20 protein-coding genes and 1 tRNA gene are annotated in these 21,359 nt (G+C 65.8%); 9 read left to right on the top strand and 12 right to left on the bottom strand.

From position 1 onward, the window contains the following. Positions 1-94: 94 nt before the first annotated feature. Positions 95-1,777: a phosphoethanolamine transferase gene (locus RVU70_RS18460; RefSeq protein WP_363348970.1), complete on the bottom strand. Its 1,683-nt coding sequence runs from the start codon at positions 1,775-1,777 to the stop codon at positions 95-97. Continuing rightward, positions 1,774-2,703 (bottom strand): diacylglycerol kinase family protein, encoded by a 930-nt coding sequence (locus tag RVU70_RS18455; RefSeq protein WP_363348968.1) that lies wholly within the window; start codon positions 2,701-2,703, stop codon positions 1,774-1,776. Before RVU70_RS18455 ends, RVU70_RS18460 begins: the two co-directional genes overlap by 4 nt. 218 nt (positions 2,704-2,921) lie before the next feature. On the opposite strand from RVU70_RS18455, the gene RVU70_RS18450 reads away from it, so the two are divergent. After that, positions 2,922-4,304, top strand: a complete 1,383-nt coding sequence (locus tag RVU70_RS18450; protein ID WP_363348966.1) for an oligosaccharide flippase family protein — start codon at positions 2,922-2,924, stop codon at positions 4,302-4,304. On the opposite strand, the gene RVU70_RS18445 is transcribed toward RVU70_RS18450, so the two are convergent. Both RVU70_RS18445 and RVU70_RS18440 read right to left on the bottom strand, forming a co-directional pair. Beyond that, a complete protein-coding gene (locus RVU70_RS18445) occupies positions 4,301-5,836 on the bottom strand; it encodes a hypothetical protein (RefSeq protein WP_363348964.1) in 1,536 nt (511 codons plus the stop codon). The two genes, RVU70_RS18450 and RVU70_RS18445, sit on opposite strands and share 4 nt — an antisense overlap. Beyond that, complete coding sequence (locus tag RVU70_RS18440; protein WP_363348962.1) at positions 5,833-6,945, bottom strand: glycosyltransferase family 4 protein; 1,113 nt, start codon at positions 6,943-6,945, stop codon at positions 5,833-5,835. The genes RVU70_RS18445 and RVU70_RS18440 overlap by 4 nt, the downstream gene beginning before the upstream one ends. 142 nt (positions 6,946-7,087) lie before the next feature. Between RVU70_RS18440 and RVU70_RS18435 the strand changes: the two genes are divergently transcribed. Next, positions 7,088-8,536, top strand: coding sequence for an NAD-dependent succinate-semialdehyde dehydrogenase (locus tag RVU70_RS18435; RefSeq protein WP_363348960.1), 1,449 nt, complete (start codon positions 7,088-7,090; stop codon positions 8,534-8,536). An 18-nt stretch (positions 8,537-8,554) separates the two neighbouring features. On the opposite strand, the gene RVU70_RS18430 is transcribed toward RVU70_RS18435, so the two are convergent. After that, entirely contained in the window at positions 8,555-8,854 is a 300-nt protein-coding gene (locus RVU70_RS18430; protein WP_363348958.1) for a hypothetical protein, read from the bottom strand. A 149-nt stretch (positions 8,855-9,003) separates the two neighbouring features. Next, positions 9,004-9,759 (bottom strand): DUF2076 domain-containing protein, encoded by a 756-nt coding sequence (locus RVU70_RS18425; protein WP_363348956.1) that lies wholly within the window; start codon positions 9,757-9,759, stop codon positions 9,004-9,006. A 215-nt stretch (positions 9,760-9,974) separates the two neighbouring features. Here RVU70_RS18425 and RVU70_RS18420 point away from each other — a divergent pair, with 215 nt between their 5' ends. Further along, a complete protein-coding gene (locus RVU70_RS18420) occupies positions 9,975-10,598 on the top strand; it encodes a class I SAM-dependent methyltransferase (protein WP_363348954.1) in 624 nt (207 codons plus the stop codon). Positions 10,599-10,604: 6 nt separating this feature from the next. On the opposite strand, the gene proB is transcribed toward RVU70_RS18420, so the two are convergent. After that, positions 10,605-11,735, bottom strand: coding sequence for a glutamate 5-kinase (proB, locus tag RVU70_RS18415; RefSeq protein WP_363348952.1), 1,131 nt, complete (start codon positions 11,733-11,735; stop codon positions 10,605-10,607). 720 nt (positions 11,736-12,455) lie between these two features. On the opposite strand from proB, the gene RVU70_RS18410 reads away from it, so the two are divergent. After that, a complete protein-coding gene (locus RVU70_RS18410; protein WP_363348950.1) occupies positions 12,456-12,755 on the top strand; it encodes a hypothetical protein in 300 nt (99 codons plus the stop codon). Positions 12,756-12,771: 16 nt separating this feature from the next. Here RVU70_RS18410 and RVU70_RS18405 read toward each other — a convergent pair. Further along, a tRNA-Trp gene (locus RVU70_RS18405) sits at positions 12,772-12,847 on the bottom strand. A 72-nt stretch (positions 12,848-12,919) separates the two neighbouring features. Beyond that, the gene (pal, locus tag RVU70_RS18400) at positions 12,920-13,456 is read right to left on the bottom strand and encodes a peptidoglycan-associated lipoprotein Pal (RefSeq protein WP_363348948.1); all 537 of its coding nucleotides are present in this window, start codon (positions 13,454-13,456) and stop codon (positions 12,920-12,922) included. A 274-nt stretch (positions 13,457-13,730) separates the two neighbouring features. On the opposite strand from pal, the gene RVU70_RS18395 reads away from it, so the two are divergent. Continuing rightward, the gene (locus tag RVU70_RS18395) at positions 13,731-14,180 is read left to right on the top strand and encodes a hypothetical protein (RefSeq protein WP_363348946.1); all 450 of its coding nucleotides are present in this window, start codon (positions 13,731-13,733) and stop codon (positions 14,178-14,180) included. On the opposite strand, the gene xseA is transcribed toward RVU70_RS18395, so the two are convergent. After that, positions 14,181-15,725: an exodeoxyribonuclease VII large subunit gene (gene xseA / locus RVU70_RS18390; RefSeq protein ID WP_363348944.1), complete on the bottom strand. Its 1,545-nt coding sequence runs from the start codon at positions 15,723-15,725 to the stop codon at positions 14,181-14,183. 194 nt (positions 15,726-15,919) lie between these two features. Between xseA and infA the strand changes: the two genes are divergently transcribed. The 3 genes from infA to RVU70_RS18375 all read left to right on the top strand — a co-directional run bounded on the left by infA (position 15,920) and on the right by RVU70_RS18375 (position 17,545). Continuing rightward, on the top strand, positions 15,920-16,138 hold the full coding sequence (infA, locus tag RVU70_RS18385; RefSeq protein ID WP_016920926.1) for a translation initiation factor IF-1: 219 nt from the start codon (positions 15,920-15,922) through the stop codon (positions 16,136-16,138). Between the two features lie 24 nt (positions 16,139-16,162). Continuing rightward, positions 16,163-16,801 (top strand): Maf-like protein, encoded by a 639-nt coding sequence (locus RVU70_RS18380; protein WP_363348941.1) that lies wholly within the window; start codon positions 16,163-16,165, stop codon positions 16,799-16,801. A gap of 93 nt (positions 16,802-16,894) precedes the next feature. After that, entirely contained in the window at positions 16,895-17,545 is a 651-nt protein-coding gene (locus RVU70_RS18375) for a DUF6629 family protein (protein WP_363348939.1), read from the top strand. On the opposite strand, the gene alr is transcribed toward RVU70_RS18375, so the two are convergent. Together alr and RVU70_RS18365 are read right to left on the bottom strand one after the other, a co-directional pair. Next, positions 17,542-18,690 carry an alanine racemase gene (alr, locus tag RVU70_RS18370; RefSeq protein ID WP_363348937.1) on the bottom strand — a complete coding sequence of 383 codons (1,149 nt, stop codon included), beginning with the start codon at positions 18,688-18,690 and terminating at the stop codon, positions 17,542-17,544. The two genes, RVU70_RS18375 and alr, sit on opposite strands and share 4 nt — an antisense overlap. A gap of 70 nt (positions 18,691-18,760) precedes the next feature. Next, complete coding sequence (locus RVU70_RS18365; protein ID WP_363348935.1) at positions 18,761-20,017, bottom strand: FAD-dependent monooxygenase; 1,257 nt, start codon at positions 20,015-20,017, stop codon at positions 18,761-18,763. Between the two features lie 177 nt (positions 20,018-20,194). Between RVU70_RS18365 and RVU70_RS18360 the strand changes: the two genes are divergently transcribed. Next, positions 20,195-21,166, top strand: coding sequence for a quinone oxidoreductase (locus RVU70_RS18360; protein WP_363348933.1), 972 nt, complete (start codon positions 20,195-20,197; stop codon positions 21,164-21,166). Positions 21,167-21,359 lie beyond the last annotated feature (193 nt).

The raw sequence follows: 21,359 nt of genomic DNA, 5'->3' as shown, positions 1-21,359 counted from the left end.
TTGGCGGCTTGCCAGTGGGCGCAGGCTGCGGGTCGAAATCGGCCCTCGCGTCCGCAGAGCGGGACGCGTCTGTCTGCCTGGCTGATGAGGCCGGTTAGGGGCCCCTGATCGACGCCACGTCCGGGACCTTGGCGAGGCTGTCGCAGAAGCGGGGCGGCGGACGATAATCCGCAGAAAAAAGGCTCCATTCCTGACGCCGCTGCGGCGCCTCGATCGCGTAGAGGTCGAGAAGCGTATGCGTGAGGCGGTCCGACTGGAAGGGCCGATCGAGCGCGGCCTTCATCCGGTCGACGGTCTCCGGGCGGTCGACGGAGAAGCGGGCGCCGACATGGAAGAACAACGGAATTTCATACACCTGGCGAACCGTCGAGCCGTCATGGTGATCGCGCGCGCCGCCGTTCTCTCCGAGGCCCTCGCCATGGTCGGAGAGATAAGTGAGCGTATCGACGTCGCCAGCGCTCGCTCTCTCGATCAGCCTATGAAGCACGAAATCATTGTAAAGCATGCTGTTGTCATAGGCGTCGACGTCGGCGGACTTCTTGCGCCAGAAGTCGAGAAACGAGCCGGGCTTTTCAGGCGGCGCGCCGGGCCCGTCGGCGCCGAAGACCGCGTAGGACGGCGGATAGCGCAGCTCATAGGCTGCATGTGACCCCATGAGATGCACGAGGATGAATTTGGCGTCTCCGGGCTCTGACAGCGCGGCGTCGAAGGGCGCGAGAAGCTTTTCGTCATAGCTTCTCGTATCCATACGGCTCGCTTCGTCTGTGCCGCCATTCGCGTTGACGAGCGTGCGCACTTCGGCTGCGGCCGCGAAGATCGTGGCCCAGGTCGCAAGAAGCCCGGCGTTGGGCTGGTTCGACAGCCAATAGGTGCGGTATCCGGCCGCCTTCAAAGTTTCGAGAAAACTGGGCTGCGTGAAAAGCGGCGTCGCGTCCTCGCGATTGGCGAAGCTCATGAGTTCCTGAAGCGCGGGCGCGGTCGCTCCGCGCGACGAGCAGGCGTCGGCGACGACCAAGAGCTTGTCGCGGATCGCTTCGAGCAGCGGATTGGTTGGCCGGTCGTATCCGTAAAGCGACATATGACGGCGCGTCGCCGTCTCGCCGAGAACCAGCACATGCACCCGGCGGCGCGCGTCGTGATTGACGACGCCCAAAGGCTTGCGATCTCCAAACCTCTTGACCGTTTCGACGACCTCCTTCTTGCTGGCGACGACCTCCGCGAAGCTCGTCGTGACAACGAAATAGAGGCTGTTCTTTCGGATGAACTCCTTTGTGTAGCCCGCAGCCGCCAGGCCGATGGCGGCGACGACGAGAATGGTTCGCGCCAGGGAGTTCTCGAGCGTCATCTTCTTGGGGCCAATCGTGACGGCGACGGCGATGGGCAGCGCCAGCGCTATCGCGCGCATCGACGACGCCGGATCCAGGAAGGCGCTCAAATATTCCCGATAGCCTGTGGGGTTCGAGTCGATAACTGCGCTCGCCGCCGCAACGCCAATCATTTCGTCGTAGACGAGCACGTAATAAAAGACGACCAGCGCGTAGACGACGAAAGACGTTCCGAGCAAAGTGTAAAAAGTTTTGCGCGCAAGGTCGTTTCTGAGGGTGACGACGGCGGCGCAGATAAGGGCTGTGAGAATCGCGTTGAAACCGCTGACGGCGATCATGCGCGTAAAATAGACGCCGTCCCACTTCATCAACATCAGCGCCGGGGCCAGCGTGACATAGGCGGCGGCGATCGCCAGACGAATCCACGGGACGCGGAGCGGTAGCATATTCATGGCTCCGGTCCTTCGAACGGAAGAAGAATGTCGAGCGTCTCCTCCGCCTCGCGCACGCGGAGAGGGGTGACGCCGAGCGGGTCTCCGTCCACTTGCGTTGCGACCGGGACCGGGGCGCGCACATGGGCGTGGCGCGTCTCGATCGTGGCGACGAGGCCGCTGTCTTCGATTCGACCCAGCATCATGAAAAACCCCAGCCGGCAAAGCGCGAGCGGCCCGACCTCGCGGAGCGCGACGAGCCGCAGCCCCGGCGTCAAAACACGGCTATTCCTTGCGATGACGAAATCCCCGCCGTAGCGGCTGGATTTCGTGAACACTGCGAGTTTCGCCGCGACTAGCCCGGCGTCGGTCTCGATTTCGAGGAGAGGGCCTTTACGCAAGGCGAGGCGCGTGGCCTCGATGAGATAGGCGGCGCGGCCGATGACGCGTTTCAACTCGGGGCGAAGAGCGTGAACGACTTCAGCGTCGAGACCCACGGAGGCCATCAGCACGAATGGGCGGTCGTTCGCGAGCCCGAGATGGAGCTTTCCCCTTCTGTTTGCCAGATAGGCGCGCGCGAGCGCGGCCATGTCGCGCGGCAGGCCGAGTTCGCGCGCAAGAATATTAACCGTCCCTTGCGGAACGACGCCGAGGACGGGTCTTGCGCCGGGACGTTCCAGGAGGCCGACGACGGCTTCATTGACGGAGCCGTCGCCACCGGCGACGAGCAGACAGTCGGCGTCGACGTCACGCGCGAGGCGGCGAATGTCCCCCGGGCCCGGGCTTTCGAGGACATCGACCTGGCGCGTCGCAGCCGTCAGTCCCGCCGCGAGACGTGACAAGGCCGCTCGATTGCGCCTGCCGGCGGCGGGATTGGCGAGAATGACGATGCGCCCCGAGAGTTCGTTCGGCGGTTCCGGAGCATGGGGCGGCGGCGATGGCGACAAAGGGGGCTCGGTTTTCGAGGGCGTGACAGATGGATCGATAAGCGCGTCGTCGGCGGGCCGCCGAGCGTCGTCTTGGCGATGAAAAAGCCGCCAGAAAAATGAACCGCTGGTTACACACAGCAAGAGCAGCGCCCGTTATGACTAACCACAGTTTCCGATCACCGGTTGCGCCGCTCAAGGGCATAGCTTAAGCCGATGGGGGAAGCGAGGGCAAATTGATGCGCGCGCGCGTCTCGGCTTTGATCGACCAATTGAAATCGCAACGGGCCGCGTTCGGCGCGATCGTCGCCATGTCGATAAAGGCCGCTGGGGCGCTGATGACGCTCGCCGTCTTCACTCTGGCGGCGCGCGCCATGACGGCCGACGACTTCGGCAGTCTGGCGATCTGGTTCAACGCGGTCGGGTTTCTCGCCGTGGCCGCCGTCTTCGGTCAGGACACGCTGATCGCGCGCTCCTTCGGCGAATATGCTGGCAGAAGCGACTATGCGCGGGCATGGGGCGCCTATCGCTTCGGTTGGACGCTGACGCTCGTTTCGGGCGTCCTGTTCGCAGCGACGATGGTCGTCTGCGCGCCCTTGTTTTTTCCCGGCGTGGCGAACACGGTTTTATTGTCCGCCGCCTTCTTCCTGCTGACGCAGACGATCCTGCATTACTCCTCCCATTCGGCGCGCGCTGTCGTTGGCGTCTTGGTGTCGGAGGCGTCGCGCGAACTTATCTGGCGCGCCATTCTGCTTGCCGCAGTTGTCTGGGGCGCCTTCCATCAGGGGCTGACGCGGGCGGAATTCTTCGTCATAGCAGGCGTGGGGCAATTGCTCTCTCTGGCCTTCGCTTCCGTTTCGGTCTGGCGCGTCTGTCGAAAGCAGGAGGCGCCTGCGGCGAGCTACGCCGACAGAAGCAAATGGCTGTCGCGCAGTCTCCCCATGTGGCAATCGGCCATGCTCGAAGCGGCGAGCATGTATTTCGACGTCCTGTTGATCGGCTATGTCGCCTCGCCCGCGGCGGCGGGAGATTATTTCGCCGCCGCGCGCATCGCCAATGTTTTCCTGATGGCGCTGACCGGGCTGAATACCGTCACGGTCGCGCGCAGCGCCAGTCTCTATTTTTCGGGAAATGCGCAGAAGCTTCAGGAATTGCTGCGATCGATTGCTCTCGTGTCGACCGCGATGCTCGCGCCGCTCCTGCTCCTGATCTACATTTTCGGCGGGCAGTTCTTGACGCTCTTCGGCGCGCGCTACGCCGCCGATTATCTGACGCTGGTCATTCTTGCGACAGGCTGCTTCGTGATGTCGACCTGCGGGTCGGCGTCAGTCGTGCTCCTCACGACGGGTCAGGAGAAGCTCTATTCCCGCATCATCGCCGGCGCGACGTTCGCGCGGGTCGCGCTCACGGGGCTTTTGGCCTGGCGCTTCGGCGCGCCCGGCGCCGCCGCCGGCTGGACGCTGGTCAATGTGCCGCTGTTCATGCTTTTATCTGCAATCTGCTATCGGAAGATCGGCGTCGATCCCTCGATCCTCAGCCTTCTCTCCCCGCTGCGCGAGAGGATGCGCGCCAGCTCGCAAGTCGCGGGGCGAGCGCAAACCGGGGCCGACATGAACTTCTAAAGCGCTTGAACGGCGAGACGCTCTGCGGTGGAAATTCGGCTGTCGATGCGATGTTGTGCGAGCCGTCGGAAAGGCAGATATTTCGGCGCAAGAATCGCGCCGTCGATGCATTCCAGACCACCGCAACGGTTGAGTGTGTGCAAGCGTCCGCCGGTCCAGCGCGCTCCGGGCGTCATGCGGCTCACGAAAGACTGCCTGAAATTTTCCGCGTCGAGCGCGTCGATCCTCATAATCGCAATGGCCTTGCCATAACCTTTCTCGCAATCCTGCACGGGACGGAAGAGGCCGCGCGGGGTCGGGACAACGGCGCCGGCGGGGCGCGCAAAGCGGGAGTCGACCAGAACCGGCGAGAGCCGATGCGGCTCCCACGGCCCCAATAGAGTTGCGGCGTGATGGATTGCAAGCGTGTCGGAATAGCCGCCGTAGCCGTCGCGGACGACCGAGGTCATCCAGTAGCGTCCGCCGTGGCGGAAGATTGTCGCATCGGCCGCCTCGACGTTGTCCACGAGCTTGGCGACAGGCTCCCAACGCAACGGAAATTCGACGCAACGATAGAGCGTGATCGCTTGCGAGGCCGAGGCTTCGGGCGCCATGTAAAGGACGCCCGCGTCCTCGATGAGGAAGGGGTAAGAGAGGTGCCACGGCTCGGCGAGCGCTGTCAGCGCGTGGCCGATCGGACCTTCCGCGCCAAAGGCCTGAAACCTTATCGCGCCCCTCCCGCTGCGATAATCCATCGACTCGAAAAAGACGCCCATGCGTCCGCGCCATTGCACGGGAAAAGGATCGGCGGCGAAGCCCATATCGCAGTCGTAAAGGGCGTTCCAGGCCGGGCCGGCGAGCGATCCAGTTTCGAGCGCGCCCGGCCCGTCGTTAAAGCGCCAGCCAATCCGCCAGTGGGGCGAATGGCAACATAAGCGATACATCGCCCGTGTGGCGGCGAATGCGAGCCGTTTCGCGAGATAGGCTCCGGGCGTCGGAGCGGAGCGCGTCGCGCGCGCGGGTGGCGTTGCGGAAGGGCGGGGGACCGCGATCGCCTGTTCGATCAGCAGGGCTACGCGTGAGTAGACGGCGTCGAGGTAGAGCGTCAGCGCGGGCTCGCATTCGAAGGACGGCAATCCTTGCGCGGCGATGTCGCCCGTCGCGACGTCTTGAATCGCGAGAATTGGCGCAACGCCGGAAAAAATGGCGTTGATGGCGGCCTGATCCGCGCGGTGACCGTCGTAGAGCGGCCTGAGCATGCGGGCGCCGCTCTTCATGTCGGCTCCGCCCGTCAGATCGACGATCACGTCGGCGGCCGCATCGGCGGCGGAAATGGGCGGCGCAAGGCGATCGCACAACGCCGGCCGGGCGCGCTTGATGAGCAGGCGTTCGAGGTTGAGGAGCTGCGTCACCGCGCTTGGTTGATCGTCCGGCTCTGCATCGCATCGAAAGGCGACCTCCGCTTCCGGCCAGCGTTTTGCGAGGCGGTCGCGCAGTCTTTGCTGCCAGCGCATGAAACGCGCCGCCGAGACGACGATGAGAATGCGTTTCATGCAAATGTCTCTTCAAGGAGCTTTGCATATTCGTCGAGCATCCGCTCCAGCGGATAGCGTTGGCGTAGGCGCCTTCCGAGCGTCGTCAACGTCGCGCGCAATGGGACGTCGTCGAGCACGCGCCTCACCGAGCGTGCGAAGGACGCCTGGTCTCTTGCGTCGACAAACAGGGCGCAAGGCGCGCCCTCGACAGACAACACCTCGCGCAGGATCGGAATGTCGTTGGCGACGACGGGAACGCCCGCCTGCGCCGCTTCGACGGGCGCGAGCCCGAAACTTTCCGCCGCGCTTGGAAAGACGAAACAATCGAGCGCCGCCAGAAGAGCGCCCATCCCAGCGGCGTCGAGCTCTCCGAGAAAATGGACTCGCTGCAAGACGCCGAGCGATTGCGCCAAGTCTTTCAGCCGCGCGAGATCGCCGCCTTGTCCGGCGAGAGCGAGATGCTGATCCGTGTTTTCCGAGAGAAGGCCAATGGCGCAGTCGAGTTGCTTGAGCGGATGCAGCCGCGCGGCGCAGCCGAGCAAGGTGACGTCTTGCGGCAGGCCGACGCGGCTCCGCGCCTCGGACTTCGATAAAGAGACGGACTTATCTTTAAAGCCGTGCGCGAAATGCGCGATGCGCCGCGCGTAAGGCTCTGGATAGGCGCGATAGGCGGTCGCCGTCTGCGTGGAATTCACCACGATGCGGTCATAAGCGCCGAGGGTTCCCAGTATTTTATCGAGGAGGGCGACGCCGCGCGGAATGACTTCGGGCGCGGAGAGTTGGTTCGCGATCACCCGCGCGCCCGCGAGCTTTGCGACCGGCGCAGCGACGATATTGCCGTAGTGCTGCAGCGTGACGACCACGTCCGGCTTTGCGCGGCGCAGCTCCCCATAAAGCGCTCCAAGCAGTCGCAGCGCGCCGATTGGCGAAGAGGGGCGCGACGCCGCGCAAAAAAAGACGTTGGAGTCGCGGTCGAAGCTCTCGGTGCGCCGGTAGAAGAAAATCTGCCGTGTCCGCCAGCCGCGCTCTTCGAAACCGGCGGCAAGCTGGCGCGCGATCTCCTGGGCGCCGGCGTTTTCCGCCTGCGTCTGGACAAGGGCGACCGTCTTTTCTCTTTTGGACGCCAAGAGTCTGTCTTCTAATTGATGAACAAAGCGGGACGGCAAGGGTGAGCTTGACAGTACGGGCGAAACTTAAACCTTTCCTGAAGCCCGCGCCGTGTAACGGAACGCCTGCGCCGCAATTGGCGCGCGGCAGGAGAACGAGGCAATGAGCGAGACGCAGCCTTCCTTCATCGAACGCGCTTTCATCGGCGGCGACTGGGTCGAGGCGGACAGCGGCGCGTCCTTCCCCGTGCATAATCCCGCAACCGGCGCGACGCTCGGCCACGTCCCGGACATGGGCGTCGATGAAACCCGTCGGGCGATCGAAGCCGCCGAGCGCGCGCTGCCGATGTGGCGCGATCGCCCTGCAAAGGAGCGGGCGCAGATCATGCGCCGCTGGTTCGATCTCGTGATGGCCGATCAGGAGCGTCTGGCGCGGATCATTACGGCGGAGCAGGGCAAACCGCTCGCCGAGGCCCGCGGCGAGATCGCCTATGGCGCCGCCTATATCGACTGGTTCGCAGAGGAAGGGCGTCGCGTCTATGGCGACATCGTGGCGGGCGCCATGGATCGGCGGCTTCTCGTGCTGAAGCAGGCGATCGGCGTGACGGCGGCGATCACGCCATGGAATTTTCCCTCCGCCATGCTCGCCCGCAAGGTCGGAGCGGCGCTCGGCGCCGGCTGCACAATGGTGGTGAAGCCCGCGGAGCTGACCCCCTTTTCGGCGCTTGCGCTGATCGAACTGGCGCAGCGCGCGGGCGCGCCGGCGGGGGTCGTTAATGTCGTGACCGCCCGCGATCCGGTTCCAATTGGGCAGGAGCTGACCCGCAATCCGATCGTGCGCAAGCTCACCTTCACGGGCTCGACGGAGGTCGGCCGCATCCTGTTGCGGCAGGCGGCCGACAATATTCAGAAATGCTCGATGGAGCTTGGCGGCAATGCGCCGCTCATCGTCTTCGAAGACGCAGATCTGGAGCGCGCCGTAACGGGCGCCGTCGCCACCAAATATCGCAATGGCGGACAGACCTGCATTTCGGCCAATCGCTTTCTCGTGCAGCGCCGCGTCGCAGACGCCTTTGCGCGGCGGCTGGCCGACTCGGCCGGCGCCTTGAAGGTGGGCGACGGAGCGCAGGAGGGCGTCGCGGTTGGCCCGCTCATCGAGCCGGCGGCGGTCGACAAGGTGGAGCGCCATATTGCCGACGCCGTCTCGCATGGGGCGACGGTGCTCGTCGGCGGCGCGCGTCATCCGCTCGGCGGAACCTTCTTCGAGCCGACCGTGCTCGCCAATGTGCCGTCGGAGGCTCTGATCTTTCAGGAAGAAACCTTCGGTCCGGTGGCGCCGGTCATCCACTTCGACACGGAGGAGGAGGCGATCCGCCTCGCCAACGCCACGCCCTATGGACTTGCGGCCTATTTCTACAGCCGCGACGTGGCGCGCATTTTCCGCGTCGCCGAAAGGCTCGAATTCGGAATGGTGGGCGTAAACGAGAGCCTCATTTCCACGGAGGTTGCGCCCTTCGGCGGGGTGAAACACTCTGGTCTTGGCCGCGAAGGCTCGCGCTACGGGCTCGATGATTATCTGGAGATGAAATACGTCTGCCTCGGCGGCATGTGATCGGCGCTTGCACGCAGATCACAGGACCTTGCGGCAGACCGTGCGGGTCACCGTGCCGCGCACGCCATAGCCTTCGTCCGTCTCGACCACGACTTCGCGGCATTCCTTCTTGTCGGTCTCGGCCTTCGTCTCGGTGTCGAGCGCGAGGATGAAGGGCTTCACGCTGGAGACGTTCGCGGCGACGGGCGCGGCGTCAGCCTTCGACAAAAAGACCTTGGCGGTCGCGACTCCGACATCCGCGCTGAGCCCGACCACGCCGACGATCGCGGCGATGCGCAGGAAGTTGGCGGCGGATTTGCTGGAGAAGATGCGGTTCATGGTCAGGCCCCTTCTTGTTTCGTGTGTTCGTCTTGCGAACAAGAAGGGGTTTACGCCGTAGCCAGCCCGAAGTTTGTGCGCCTGCGCACAGGAGGCGCGCAAAAAACCCGCCGGTCTCCCGGCGGGTCGCTGTTGTCGGGGTTCTGTCGTCAGACGTCGAAGCCGCCGTCGCCGCCGTCGTCGAAGCCGCCGTCATCGAACCCGCCGCCGTCATCGAAGCCGGGGTCGGTGCTGTAGTCGGCGTCGCTCACGCGCGACTGGTCGTCGCCCTGCTCGTAACCGGCGTCAGAGCCGCCGGCGCCGGGCTCGTCGCCATAGTAATTGTTGACCACGACCGTCTCGCTCGCGGGCGAGAAGCCCGAGCCGATGCCGAGATTGGCCATGCCGCCATAGCCGGAGCCGTGAGAGAACAGGTTGCGGATGCCGTCGGCGAGCAGCACGCCGCCCGCCACGCCCGCCGCCGTGCCCAACGCGCCTTTCAGGAAGCCGCCGCCATCAGGCGCGGGCGCCTGCTGCTGGCCCCAGCCCTGCGGCGCATAGCCGCCGGCGACCGGATTGCGGCCGCCCTGCGGCGCGCCCCACGGGCCGGTCGGCGCGGCGGGAGCCGGACGCGGCGGGGGCGCGGCCTGGCGCTGACCGCCGCCGAACAGCCCCCCGAGAAAACCGCCCGCGGGCTTGGACTGCAAATTCTTCACCTGCCCTTCGAGCTCCTCGATGCGGGCGTTGGCGCCCTGCAAGGCCTGATCCTGCACGATGACCGTCTGCGCCAGGAGGTAAGGCGCGGCGGGCTGCTGCTTGATCTGCTCGCTGATGAAAGTTTCCGCCTCCTGGTCGCGAGGACCGTTTGCGGCGCTCTTCGTGCGCTCGAACAGCCCGACGAGCAGTTGACGTTCTTCCGGTGACATCAGTCTCTCCCCATAGGAACCGGCCCATCAGGCGCGGCGACTGCAAATATGGGGGAGGCGCGGAAAGGCGCCAAGACCGGGCATGGGGGGAGGCCGGGTTAAAGTTTGGAAAGGCGGCGGCAAGGCGGAAGCAGGGCAGCCGCGCGGGCGTTCGTTGCGCATTCGAGGGCCCGGCCCAAATAACGAGTCGTCGATCGCCCTTGCCGGAGTTAACCGTGGAGAACCCCAACCAACAGGCGCATTGGGACCATGTCTACGGCGCCAAGGGCGAGGCGGAGCTAAGCTGGTTCCAGGCGACGCCGGCCCCTTCACTGGACCTTGTTCGGCTCGTCGGCGCCCACCCGTCTTGCGCGATAATCGATGTCGGCGGCGGAGCGTCGCGCCTTGTCGACGGCCTCTTGGCGGGTGGCTTCGACAATGTGACTGTTTTGGACCTCTCGGCGCGGGCGCTGCAAGCTGCGCGCGCCCGGCTGGGCGACCAGGCCGACAAAGTGAAATGGATCGTCGCCGACGTCACCGAATGGCGGCCGTCAGAATCCTACAATCTGTGGCATGATCGCGCCGCCTTGCATTTTCTCACCACGCCGGAGCAGCAGGGCGCCTATGTCGAACGGCTGAAGGCCGCCTTGCGGATCGGCGGGCACGCCATCATCGGCGCCTTCGCGCTCGACGGGCCGGAAAAATGCAGCGGACTTCCGGTCAGGCGCCACGACGCCGAAAGCCTGAGCGCGCTCTTGGGGCCGGATTTCGCGTTGATCGACAGCCGCCGGCACGAGCACAGGACGCCCTGGGGCGCGGCGCAGCCCTTTCAGTTCTCGACCTTCCGCCGCATCGCGTGACGCGGTTTATTCGCCCCCGAGCGCCATGTCGTCGCGGTGGATGATCTCGTCCGGCCCCTTGAACCCCAAGAGCCCCTCGATGTCCTTGGTCGAGCGACCCAGGATCTTCGCGGCGTCCACGGCGTCATAGGTGACGAGGCCTCGGCCGATCTCGCCGCCCCGATGGTTGCGGATCACGATGCAGTCGCCTCGCGCGAACGCGCCCTCGATGCGGGTGATTCCCGCCGGCAACAGGCTCGCTCCCGAGGCGAGCGCGCGCGCCGCGCCCTCGTCGATATGCACGGCGCCCTTGGGCTCGAGTGAGCCGGCGATCCATTTCTTGCGGGCGGTCACCGGGTTCGAGGGCGTCAGGAACCAGGTGCAGCGCTCCCCCTTGGCGATGCGCTCTATCGGCCCCTCGGCGCGGCCATCCGCGATGACCATATGGGCGCCGCCGGTCGTGGCGATCTTCGCCGCCTCGACCTTGGTGCGCATGCCGCCGCGCGAATATTGCGACGCCGCGCCCCCCGCCATGGCCTCGATCTCGGCCGTGATGCGGGGCACGACAGGGATATGGCGGGCGTTGGGATCAGAAGCCGGCGGGGCGGTATAAAGCCCGTCCACATCCGAGAGCAGCACCAGAAGATCAGCGCTCGCCATGGTTGCGACGCGGGCGGCGAGACGATCATTGTCGCCATAGCGGATTTCGGCCGTGGCGACCGTGTCGTTTTCATTGATGACCGGCACGGCCCGCAGCGAAAGCAGCCGCGTGAGACACTCGCGCGCGTAAAGATAGCGCCGGCGCTCCTCCGTATCCCCGAAGGTCACGAGCACCTGGCCGGCGACGAGGCCGCGCGTATGCAGCGCCTCGGCCCAGAGGCGGGCCAGCGCAATCTGGCCGACGGCGGCGGCGGCCTGGCTGTCCTCGAGCTTCAAGGCGCCGGGCGGAAAGCCTAAAACGCTGCGGCCGAGCGCGACGGCCCCCGACGAGACGACCAGCACATCGGCGCCGCCGCGATGAAGCGTTGCGATGTCGTCGGCGAGGCGGGTGAGCCAGCCTCGCTTCGCGGACGCTTCCTGCGGGTCGACGAGGAGCGACGAACCGACCTTGACGACGATGCGGCGGAAGGAGGCGATGTCGGGCGCGCGATGGATCATGCTTTGTCGAGGAAGCCTAAGAGATTCATGAGGGCGCGGGAGAGTTAGCCCAGCGAGGGGGCGACTGCAAATGCGCTTTGGGCCGACGGTTGTTCGGCGGCGCCGCGCGTCGCTTGCCTTCCGACCTTCCCGCGTCAGCTATCCCCTTTCAGAGCGGGAGGGATCAGCCCATGCATCCGCAAGGAGAAATATTGCTCAAGGCCATGGCGGCGGCGTCCGTGACCTTCTTTGTCGTCAAGATCAGCGCGCTCCTGCCTGCTTTGATGGCCGCTCTGGCCGCAAATTGACGGCGCGTGTGTTATCCCGCACAGCGAATAGCCCCCGTTTCTCCTAATCTCGACGAAGTCAAACAGGGGAGAGGCAAGATGTTGGGCGTCGACCTCGGAATACTGATTTTCGCAGCTTATGTCTTTTTGGTTTCTGTCTAGCGGACACCCCGCGTCGGACGGGGCAGGGCGCGGCATAACGCCGCCCGGTTTCTGCTAATTCAAAGTCTGTGAGTTTCGGTCAATCTCTTATTCATGTTTATTCGCGCCACAATCATCAACGCCGTGGTGCTCTCCGTGCTCGTCGCCGAGATCGCCGGAGCTGCAGTCAAGCTCGCGGGGGGCTGATCGCCCCCTGTGCATCTGAGCTCATTATTTGCGCATGGAACTGCGCTTGCCCGCCGAGCAGGCGGCGACACGTAGAAGTCGACGCCACTCACAACGGGAGCCTGAAATGAGGCTCATAGCGCTTTCCGCTGTCGCGGCCTTGGTCGCCTTTTCCTCGACAGGCGCAACTGCCGGCGGGCCGTCCTATCCCGCGTGCAAGGAAAGGAGCGCGATGGCGCGCGTCCTCGAACTGGCGGACCAATCCGACTATCAGGCTGCGCGCCTTCTGATCCAGCGGGGCATGAAGAGCAAGGACTGCCAGATGATCCCGGCCGATCAACTGGTGATCGAGACGACGCCGCCGCTAAGTCGCGTGGTCAAGGTCCATAAGAGGGGCGACCCGGACGAATACTGGATTTTGCAGTGAGATTTGACGGAGCGGATGGCAGGAGTGGAGGGGCTCGAACCCCCAACCCCCGGTTTTGGAGACCGGTGCTCTACCAGTTGAGCTACACTCCTGCGGGCGCCGCACGGCGCGCGCTTCTCATGCCGCAACAGCGCCGCCGACGCAAGGGCGTTGTTGCGTTGGCGTCAGGAATTTCCGCCCGGCAGCAAGGTGACCGCGCGGCGGTTCTGCGACCAGCACGAGATATCGTCGCAAACCGCGACGGGCCGCTCCTTGCCGTAGCTCACGGTGCGGACGCGCGAGGCGGCGACGCCGCGCGAAATCAGATAGTTCTTGGCCGCTTCGGCGCGCTGGGCGCCGAGGGCGAAATTATACTCGCGCGTGCCGCGCTCGTCGGCGTGGCCTTCAATGGCGAAGCTGTAGCGGCCGTAGCGGTTGAGCCACGCCGCCTGTTTGTCGAGCGTCGCCTGGGCCGCCGCCGTCAGCTCGGTGGAATCCGTCTCGAAGAAAATCCGGTCGCCGACGTTGCTGGCGAAGTCCTGCGGGCTGCCCGGCGCGCCCACGCCGCCACGGGCGATGCCGCCGCGGCCGCCGGGGCCGCCCACGCCCCCGGCGAGGTCGCCAGCCTCATCCGCCGTGTTCTTCGCGCAGCCCGCCATGGCCAGGGCGGCCGTGAGGGCGAGGGCGAAACTGGCGCAGCGGGCGCTCGCGGGAAGCAGCATGGGGTAAAACTCCTGTCACGACTCGTGGACTGCCACAGTCCTAGCCGCGGGAAGGTTAAACGAAGGTTCCGTCAACCTTGACGAAGGGTGTGTGGAACCGGCCACATTTGAGTGACTTTATCTCTTCCTTAATAAAGGGTTAAAGGGTTAACGAAAGATGAACGGCGACGCCCCCGGCGCCGAGATGGGGGCGCGGGCTTTGGCGTGTGGGCGTGCTTGCGCGGCCCGTATCCGGCACTATCATTAGCGAGCGGCGCGGGTTTGGAGAGCACACATGAATGAGGGCATCGCGCCGTTTTTGTCTCCCATCACGCTGTTTATCGGCGGCGGCCTTCTTGCGATCGGCCTGCTCTCGCTGCTGGATCTGCATTTCTTCAAGACCAAGACGCAGGGCAAGGTGGCCTTGGCCGTCGGTCTCCTCTTCATCCTCGCCACGGAAGCCATGTTCGTCACCAGCGGCGCCAGCGGCCGCTATTTCGAAGGCATGAAGATGGACGTGACGGACTGCGAATATCAGGTGGAGCGCGATTTCCCTCTGGAGCGGCGTGGAAACCCCAAGCTCATCGAGCAGAAGATCAGGGCCTGCATGGATGGGCTGGGCTATGATTGGTCGGAGGCGCATGGGCACTGCCAGGAGGCAAGGCTCTCGACCAATGTCTTTTGCTACATCCCGCGCGCGCCGATGCAGCGCAGCATCGTCGCCTTCCAGATGCGCTTCGAATAGTCAGAACAGAGAGCCCTGATCGCTTTCGGTCGCCTTTCGCGGCTTGCGTTTCAGCGCGGCGGCCGGCGCCGGCGGGGTCGTCGCCTCCGTCTCCCCCGCCCGGACCGCGACGCGCCCATCCGCGAATTCGATGCTGAGCGCCGTCCCGGCGGGCGCCTGGACGACGCTGCGCACGAGGGCGTCCTTTTCGTCCCGCACCAGCGCGAAGCCCCGCGCCAGGACCGCCTTGTGACTGAGCGAATCCTGAAGCCGGGCGAGCCGCGCGAGCCGGTCTCGGCGCTGGTCGACGAGCGTCTCCCTGGCCCGCGTCAGGCGCGCGGCGGCGGCCTCCAGACGCTGACGGTCGCCCCGCATCTGCTGGCGGGCGAGCGCCATCCGCGCGGCGAGACCCTGCTGCAGGCGCTGGCCGAGACCTCTGAGCCGCTCGGTCTTGCCCCTGAGCTCCGCCTGCGGCGAATGGCCGGCGAGCGCATGGGCCAGCCGCGACAGGCGCAGCCGGCGCGCGTCGCGCGCGGCGCGCAGCGTCGCCCGCAGCCGTTCGCCGGCGCGATCGAGGCGCTGGCGCGGCGTCTGCAATAATTGCTCGGGCGTCGGCAGGAGGCGGGCGAAGGTTGCGAGCGCGTTGCGGCGCTGCTCCAGCGCGCGTGATTTCGCCAAAGCGAGCCGCCGCCCCCGTCCGGCGAGATGCTCAATGAGTTCGGCGCGGACGGGGACGGCCTTCTCCGCCGCGCCAGTAGGGGTTGGAGCGCGCAGATCGGCGACATGATCGATGAGCGTGACGTCGGTCTCGTGGCCGATGGCCGCGATGAGGGGGATGGCGCTCGCCGCCGCGGCGCGAACGACCGCTTCCTCATTGAAGCTCCACAAGTCTTCGAGCGAGCCGCCGCCGCGCGCGACGATCAGCACGTCTGGGCGCGGGATGGCCCCGTCGACCGGCAGGGCGTTGAAGCCTTCAATCGCCGCCGCGACCTCGGCCGCCGAGGTCTCGCCCTGCACGCGCACCGGCCAGACCAGCACGCGGCGCGGAAAGCGGTCGTTCAAGCGGTGCAGAATGTCGCGAATGACCCCGCCGGTCGGCGAGGTCACGACCCCGATCACCTTCGGAAGAAAGGGGAGGGGGCGCTTGCGCGATTCGTCGAAAAGCCCCTCCGCGGCGAGTTTCTTGCGCCTTTCGTCGAGCAGCGCCATCAGCGCGCCGACTCCGGCGGGCTCCATCGATTCGATAACGATCTGATAGGAGGATTTGCCGGGAAAAGTGGTGATGCGGCCGGTGGCGACGACTTCGAGCCCCTCCTGCGGCCGCGTGCGCAGGCGCAGGAAGGTCCCTTTCCAGATGACCGCGTCGAGCCGCGCGCCCTGATCCTTGAGGCAGAAATAGGCGTGGCCGGAGGCGTGAGGCCCGCGATAATTCGAAATCTCGCCCCGCACGCGCACGCGGCCGAACCGGTCCTCGACCGTGCGCTTGAGCGCATTGGCGAGTTCCGTGACGCTGAGTTCGGGGGCGTTGGTTCCTTGCGGAACGGTGAGGTCGTCTTCCGCCTGCATGCGCGGACTATGGCGCCTTTCCGAAGAGCGGGCGACCCTTGCGCGATCGGCCGCTCAAACTCTTCGGTTCACAAATGCCGCTTTCTCGATTAGGTTCCGCGCCAACTCCGCCGCCCGACCGGGCGAGCGGCCTTTTTGCTTTCCAGCGCTATCTGACCCTGTCGCAGGGGCGAAGCGCGCTCAAAAGGAACCACATGGCGAAGGAAGAATTACTCGAATTTCCCGGAATCGTCACCGAACTCTTGCCCAGCGCAATGTTTCGGGTGAAGCTCGAAAACGATCATGAGATCATCGCCCACACGGCTGGAAAGATGCGCAAGAACCGCATCCGCGTGCTGGAGGGCGACAAGGTGCTGGTCGAGATGACGCCCTATGACCTGACCAAAGGACGCATCACCTATCGTTTCCGGTAATTCTTTTTCAGGCGGAGATCTTTCGTGACTGCCGACCCCGCCGCCCCCAAGACAAAGCTCATTCTGGCTTCGGCCTCCCCGCGGCGCCTCGCGCTCTTGCAGCAGGCTGGCCTCGAGGCGGACGCGCTGCTGCCCGCCGATATTGACGAGACTCCGCACAGGGGCGAATCGCCCCGCGCGCTCGCAATCCGCCTGGCGAGCGAGAAGGCTGCCGCCGCCGCGAAGGTGCGGGCCGCGCATCCGGATTTGAAGCAATCCTACCTGATCGCCGCCGACACGGTCGTCGCCGTCGGGCGGCGCGCCTTGCCGAAGCCCGACACGACAGAGGAAGCCGAGGAATGCCTTCAGCTCCTCTCCGGCCGTCAGCACCGCGTCTTTACGGCTGTGAGCCTCATCAATCCGCGCGGCTATGAGCGCAAGCGCCTGGTCGAGGCGCGGCTTCGCTTCAAACGCCTGAGCTCTCTGGAAGTCGACGCCTATCTCGCGTCAGGCGAGTGGCGCGGCAAGGCCGGCGGCTACGCCATTCAAGGGCTCGCCGGAACCTTTGTCGTGAAGATCGTTGGCTCCTATACGGCGGTGGTCGGGCTGCCGCTTTACGAGACCGTGTCCCTGCTCGCCGGCGAAGGCTATCCGGTTCTCCAGCCCTGGTTCGCCAAGGCGTAACGGGACCAGAACGACCAGGAAAGCGGCTGTCCGCGATTTGTCCCTGCGCCCTGTGCTTGCGCCCGTCGCGAAGCTTTTCACCCAAGAGCGTTTATGTGCTTTTCCCCTGAAGCGAGCTTCGCCGTTGGTTCTGCGCTGGCGGTTATCGGAGCCGCCACAATCCGCAAGGCTCTCCGCGTTGATCGCTCCATGCTCGGCTTCGCAGTGTTTCCGGCGATCTTTTCACTTCATCAATTCACCGAAGGGTTCGTCTGGCTGTCGGTGAACGGCGGCTTCAACGGCGTCGTTTTTCGCTACCTTTACATTCTCATCGCCGTGCTGCTCTGGCCTTTTCTAAGCCCGCTGGCGTCCTTCTTCGCCGAGCCCGCCAGAGTCGGTCGGCCGGTGCGTTACGCCTTGCTGGCCGCCGGTCTCATGGTGACCGGCTATCTGGCCTACAAGCTCGCCAACGCCTCAGGAATCGACGTCGATGTCGTCGGTCATTCGCTGAGCTATGTCATCCGATACGACACGCCTCTGCCGGAATTCGCAAATTACGCCTATGCCGCGGTCGCGATCCTGCCGCTGCTCGTTATCCGCAATTCCGTGCTGACCGTCCTGGCCGCTCTCGCCGCCGGGTCCTTTTTCTACACGCTGCATGAGATGAGGGAGGTCTGGTATTCGGTCTGGTGCTTGAGCGCCGCCGTTTTCAGCGGGTTGTTGTATGTGGCGGTCGGCAGTTCCGCCAAGGCGCAGACGCGCTAGCCGCCAAGATAGCGGCGCGCATAGCGCCGGCCCAGGCGGGTCAGCACTTCATAGCCGATGGTGCGGGCGCGCGAGGCCAATTCCTCCACCTCGATCATGTCGCCCAGAAGCTCCACCCATGCGCCGCGCTGCGCGGCCTCCCTTGGCGCGTCGGTGACGTCGAGGACCACGTAGTCCATCGACACGCGGCCCACGAACGGACAGCGCAACCCGCCGACGACGGCCTCGCCCGCCGCCTTGCCGGGCGCGGCGGTGGCCGAGATCGGCAGGCCGTCGGCATAGCCGGCGCCGATGGTCGCGACGCGGGTCGGGCGCTGCGCCATGAAGACCCCGTCGTAGCCGACCGTGTCCCCGACAGCGAGATCGCGAACCGACACGATGCGTGCGGAAAGTCTTGCAACGGGGCGCATGGGATTGGCGGCGCCGGGAGTTGGATTGCCGCCATAAAGCGCATAGCCCGGGCGCACCAGATTGAAATGCGGCCGCTGCGGCAGAAACACGCCCGAGGAGGCGGCGATCGAAGCCGGGACGCCGGGAAAATGCGCCCGCGCGGCGTCGAAGGCGGCGATCTGCCGGTCGTTGACGGGCGCGTCGGGCAGTTGCGCGCTGAGGAAATGGCTCATGATCAGCGTGGGCGCGACGCCGCTCGACCGGGCCGCGGCTTCGGCGGCGTCACCTGGCGGAAAGCCCAGCCGGTTCATGCCCGTGTCGACATGAATCGCCGCCTCGAGCCTGCGGCCGAGCAGGGCCCCGGTGGCGGCCCATTCCTCGAGTTCGGCGAAAGAGCCGATGCAGGGGCGAAGCCCGGCGGCGGCAAGGCGCGGCGCGCAGCCGGGGGCGACGCCGTCGAAGACGTAAATGACGGCGTCGGGGGCAAGCGCCCGGGCGGTCTCGCCCTCGAGCAGATTGGCGACGAAAAAGGTCCGGCAGCCCGCCTTGACGAGCGCGCGCATGACCGCGCCCTGGCCGAGCCCGTAGCCGTCGGCCTTGACCACGGCGCCGCATTCGGCCCCGTCGGCGCGCGCCGCGAGCTGGCGCCAATTGGCGGCGAGCGCGCCGAGATCGACCGTGAGCGCTCCCGTCTCGACCGGCTCCGACGGATCGGCGGCGGCGATGAGGCGCTCGGCGGGCGAGAGGATTCCCATGGGCGCATACCATAGGCCGAAAAATCGGCGCGCGCATGGCCGTTTTCCGACCTTACGAGTCGAAGGGGCGCTAGCCCGCGCGCGCCTCGCGGGCCGGACGGCGCATGAGGCGCGGCAGCACCAGATGCGGCAGCACGCCCTCGCGGATCACCGCGCGGCGCAGCGGACCCAGCGCGGCCACGGCGATGAAGCTTGCGCCCCGGAAGAGGTCGACCGGCAGATAAGGGATGATCAGCGAGCGGTTCAGCACGTCGACGCCATGGGTGCGGAAGCCGATGTCGGCGCGGCGGTGGCGGTCGTAGCGGGCGAGGGCGCGCGACAATTCGCGTTCGTTGCGCAGATCGACGCTGGCGAGACAGTCTTCCAGATCGGCGACGTCGCGCAGGCTCAAATTCAGGCCCTGCGCCCCGATCGGCGGGAAAATGTGGCAGGTCTCGCCGACGAGCGCCATGCGGGTCGCGGCGTGTTTCGACACCTGCATGCCGCCCATGCGGAACTGGCCGATGTCGCTCTCGATCCGCATCGCGCCGAATTCGGACTTGGCGTAGTCCTCGATCTCATATTCCAGCTCCTCGCGCGGCTTGGCGAGGCGGCGGCGGGCGTCGGCGACGCTCATCAGCCAGACGAGGCTGGAGCGATGCGGCGCGTCCTCTCGCGGCGGCAGCGGCACGAGGGTGAACGGGCCGGACCGCGTGTGCCACTCGGTCGACATGTTGTCGTGCGGAAACTCGTGCCGCAGCATCATGGTGAGGGCGACCTGCGGATAGGTCCACTCTTTGACGTCGATGCCGGCGACGGCGCGCGCGCGGCTGTTGCGCCCGTCGGCCGCCACGAGGAAGTCCGCCTCGATGCGTCGGCCGTCGGCGAGGATCGCCGCGGCGCCTGCGCTGGTGAACTCGTAGTCGACGATCTCGGCTTCGATGACCTCGATTTCGGGCTTGGCCCGGACCAGGTCGAGCAGCACGCCGACCAACTCGTCGTTGGAGATGTTCACGCCGAGCGCCGGCAGATCGACTTCGCTCGCCCGCAAGGTCAATTCGGGCACCGGGAAGAGCTGGTCGGTGTCGTCGATCATACGGATCGCTTCGACGGGGCAGGCCAGCTCCTTCACGCGGCCGAGCGCGCCGAGCGCGTCGAGGAAACGGACCGAGGCCTCGAACAGCGCCACCGTGCGGCCCGGCAGCGGCGGCGGAATGCGGCCGACGAGCGCGGTCTTCAACCCCGAACGGGCGAAGGCCAGCGCGGCGGCGAGCCCCGTGGAGCCCGCCCCGGCCACCAGAATGTCGGTCTTAGTGGTCGCGCCAGTCCGCGCGGAAACCTCGGTCATTACGAAACTCCTGATCTTCGCGCTTTTATAGCGGCCCCTGCGGCGGAGGGCGAGAGTGGGGCGGCGAAGCGGAGAAGTTTCAGCGTCCTTCGGGCCGATCTCGGCTGTTTTGTCGCAATGACGTGCTATCTGGATCGGGATCAGTCGCTATTTTCTGTCTCAGATTTGGAGGTTTTGATGGTCAAGGCGATCCGCGTTCACCGGCCGGGCGGCCCCGAGGCGCTTCAATTGGAGGAGGTCGACCTTGCGGCGCCAGGGCCGGGCGAAGTGCAGATTCGCCAGAAGGCCATCGGGGTGAATTACATCGACGTCTATCGGCGCACCGGCGCCTATCCCGCCGAGCTTCCCTTCATTCCGGGCCATGAAGGCGCTGGGCAGATCGTCGCGGTAGGCGAGGGGGTCGACGATTTCGACGTCGGCGACCGGGTCGCTTATGTCGGGGCGCTGGGCGGCTACAGCGAAGCGCGCAATATCGCCGCCGATTCGGTGATCCATCTGCCCAAGTCGGTCGGTTATGAGCAGGGCGCGGTGATGATGCTCAAGGGTTTGACCGCCCAATATCTGCTGCGGCGGACGTTCCGGGTGAAGAAGGGCCATCGCGTGCTGATCCACGCCGGGGCCGGCGGCGTCGGACAGTTGCTTTGCCAATGGGCCCGCGCGCTCGGCGCCAAGGTCATCGCCACGGTCGGCTCGCCCGAGAAGGCCGAAATCGCGCTCAAGGCCGGCGCGCAGCATACGATCCTTTACCGGGAAGAGAATTTCGCCGAGCGGGTCAAGGAGATCACGCGCGGCCGGCTCTGTGATGTCGTCTATGACGGCGTCGGGCGCGCGACCTTTCCGGCCTCGCTCGACTGTCTCGCTCCGCTCGGCATGTTCGTGAGCTTCGGCTCGGCCTCCGGGCCGATCGAGGCGTTCGACATCAACCTGCTGGCGCAGAAGGGCTCGCTCTATGCGACGCGGCCGTCGCTTTTCACCTATATCGCCAAGCGGGACGATTACGAGGACATGGCCGAGGATCTGCTGCACGCGATCAAGCGCGGCCATTTGACCATCGAGGCGCCCCAGTCCTTTCCGCTTGCCGAGGCGGCGCGCGTTCATGCCGCGCTCGAATCACGCCAGACGGCGGGGTCGATGGTGCTCATCCCGTAGTTTGGCCCCTCGGGGGGCTGCGAACCCACAGCCTGGGCAGGATTCCCCGGGCCTGTGGCTTTCAGGCCACGACGGCGCGGCGGCGGGATCGAGGCCGGCTCCTAGAGAATTGAATCTATGCCCAATACCGAATCAGCCCGGGTTGGCCATTTGCGAACCCGGGCGGATTTTTGATTGTCCTCAAGCGCCGATT

This window comes from Methylocystis echinoides (assembly GCF_040687965.1).
In the GTDB taxonomy this organism is placed as follows: domain Bacteria; phylum Pseudomonadota; class Alphaproteobacteria; order Rhizobiales; family Beijerinckiaceae; genus Methylocystis; species Methylocystis echinoides_A.
The sequence above is the reverse complement of the archived record's forward strand: the minus strand, read 5'-3'. Positions and strand labels throughout refer to the sequence as shown.

Excerpts from the sequence above, each read along its gene's own strand:
- RVU70_RS18460 (WP_363348970.1), bottom strand. The coding sequence starts at position 1,777 with ATGAATATGCTACCGCTCCGCGTCCCGTGGATTCGTCTGGCGATCGCC.
- RVU70_RS18450 (WP_363348966.1), top strand. The coding sequence starts at position 2,922 with ATGCGCGCGCGCGTCTCGGCTTTGATCGACCAATTGAAATCGCAACGG.
- RVU70_RS18445 (WP_363348964.1), bottom strand. The coding sequence starts at position 5,836 with ATGAAACGCATTCTCATCGTCGTCTCGGCGGCGCGTTTCATGCGCTGG.
- RVU70_RS18435 (WP_363348960.1), top strand. The coding sequence starts at position 7,088 with ATGAGCGAGACGCAGCCTTCCTTCATCGAACGCGCTTTCATCGGCGGC.
- RVU70_RS18430 (WP_363348958.1), bottom strand. The coding sequence starts at position 8,854 with ATGAACCGCATCTTCTCCAGCAAATCCGCCGCCAACTTCCTGCGCATC.
- RVU70_RS18425 (WP_363348956.1), bottom strand. The coding sequence starts at position 9,759 with ATGTCACCGGAAGAACGTCAACTGCTCGTCGGGCTGTTCGAGCGCACG.
- proB (WP_363348952.1), bottom strand. The coding sequence starts at position 11,735 with ATGATCCATCGCGCGCCCGACATCGCCTCCTTCCGCCGCATCGTCGTC.
- RVU70_RS18410 (WP_363348950.1), top strand. The coding sequence starts at position 12,456 with ATGAGGCTCATAGCGCTTTCCGCTGTCGCGGCCTTGGTCGCCTTTTCC.
- pal (WP_363348948.1), bottom strand. The coding sequence starts at position 13,456 with ATGCTGCTTCCCGCGAGCGCCCGCTGCGCCAGTTTCGCCCTCGCCCTC.
- RVU70_RS18395 (WP_363348946.1), top strand. The coding sequence starts at position 13,731 with ATGAATGAGGGCATCGCGCCGTTTTTGTCTCCCATCACGCTGTTTATC.
- xseA (WP_363348944.1), bottom strand. The coding sequence starts at position 15,725 with ATGCAGGCGGAAGACGACCTCACCGTTCCGCAAGGAACCAACGCCCCC.
- infA (WP_016920926.1), top strand. The coding sequence starts at position 15,920 with ATGGCGAAGGAAGAATTACTCGAATTTCCCGGAATCGTCACCGAACTC.
- RVU70_RS18375 (WP_363348939.1), top strand. The coding sequence starts at position 16,895 with ATGTGCTTTTCCCCTGAAGCGAGCTTCGCCGTTGGTTCTGCGCTGGCG.
- alr (WP_363348937.1), bottom strand. The coding sequence starts at position 18,690 with ATGGGAATCCTCTCGCCCGCCGAGCGCCTCATCGCCGCCGCCGATCCG.
- RVU70_RS18365 (WP_363348935.1), bottom strand. The coding sequence starts at position 20,017 with ATGACCGAGGTTTCCGCGCGGACTGGCGCGACCACTAAGACCGACATT.
- RVU70_RS18360 (WP_363348933.1), top strand. The coding sequence starts at position 20,195 with ATGGTCAAGGCGATCCGCGTTCACCGGCCGGGCGGCCCCGAGGCGCTT.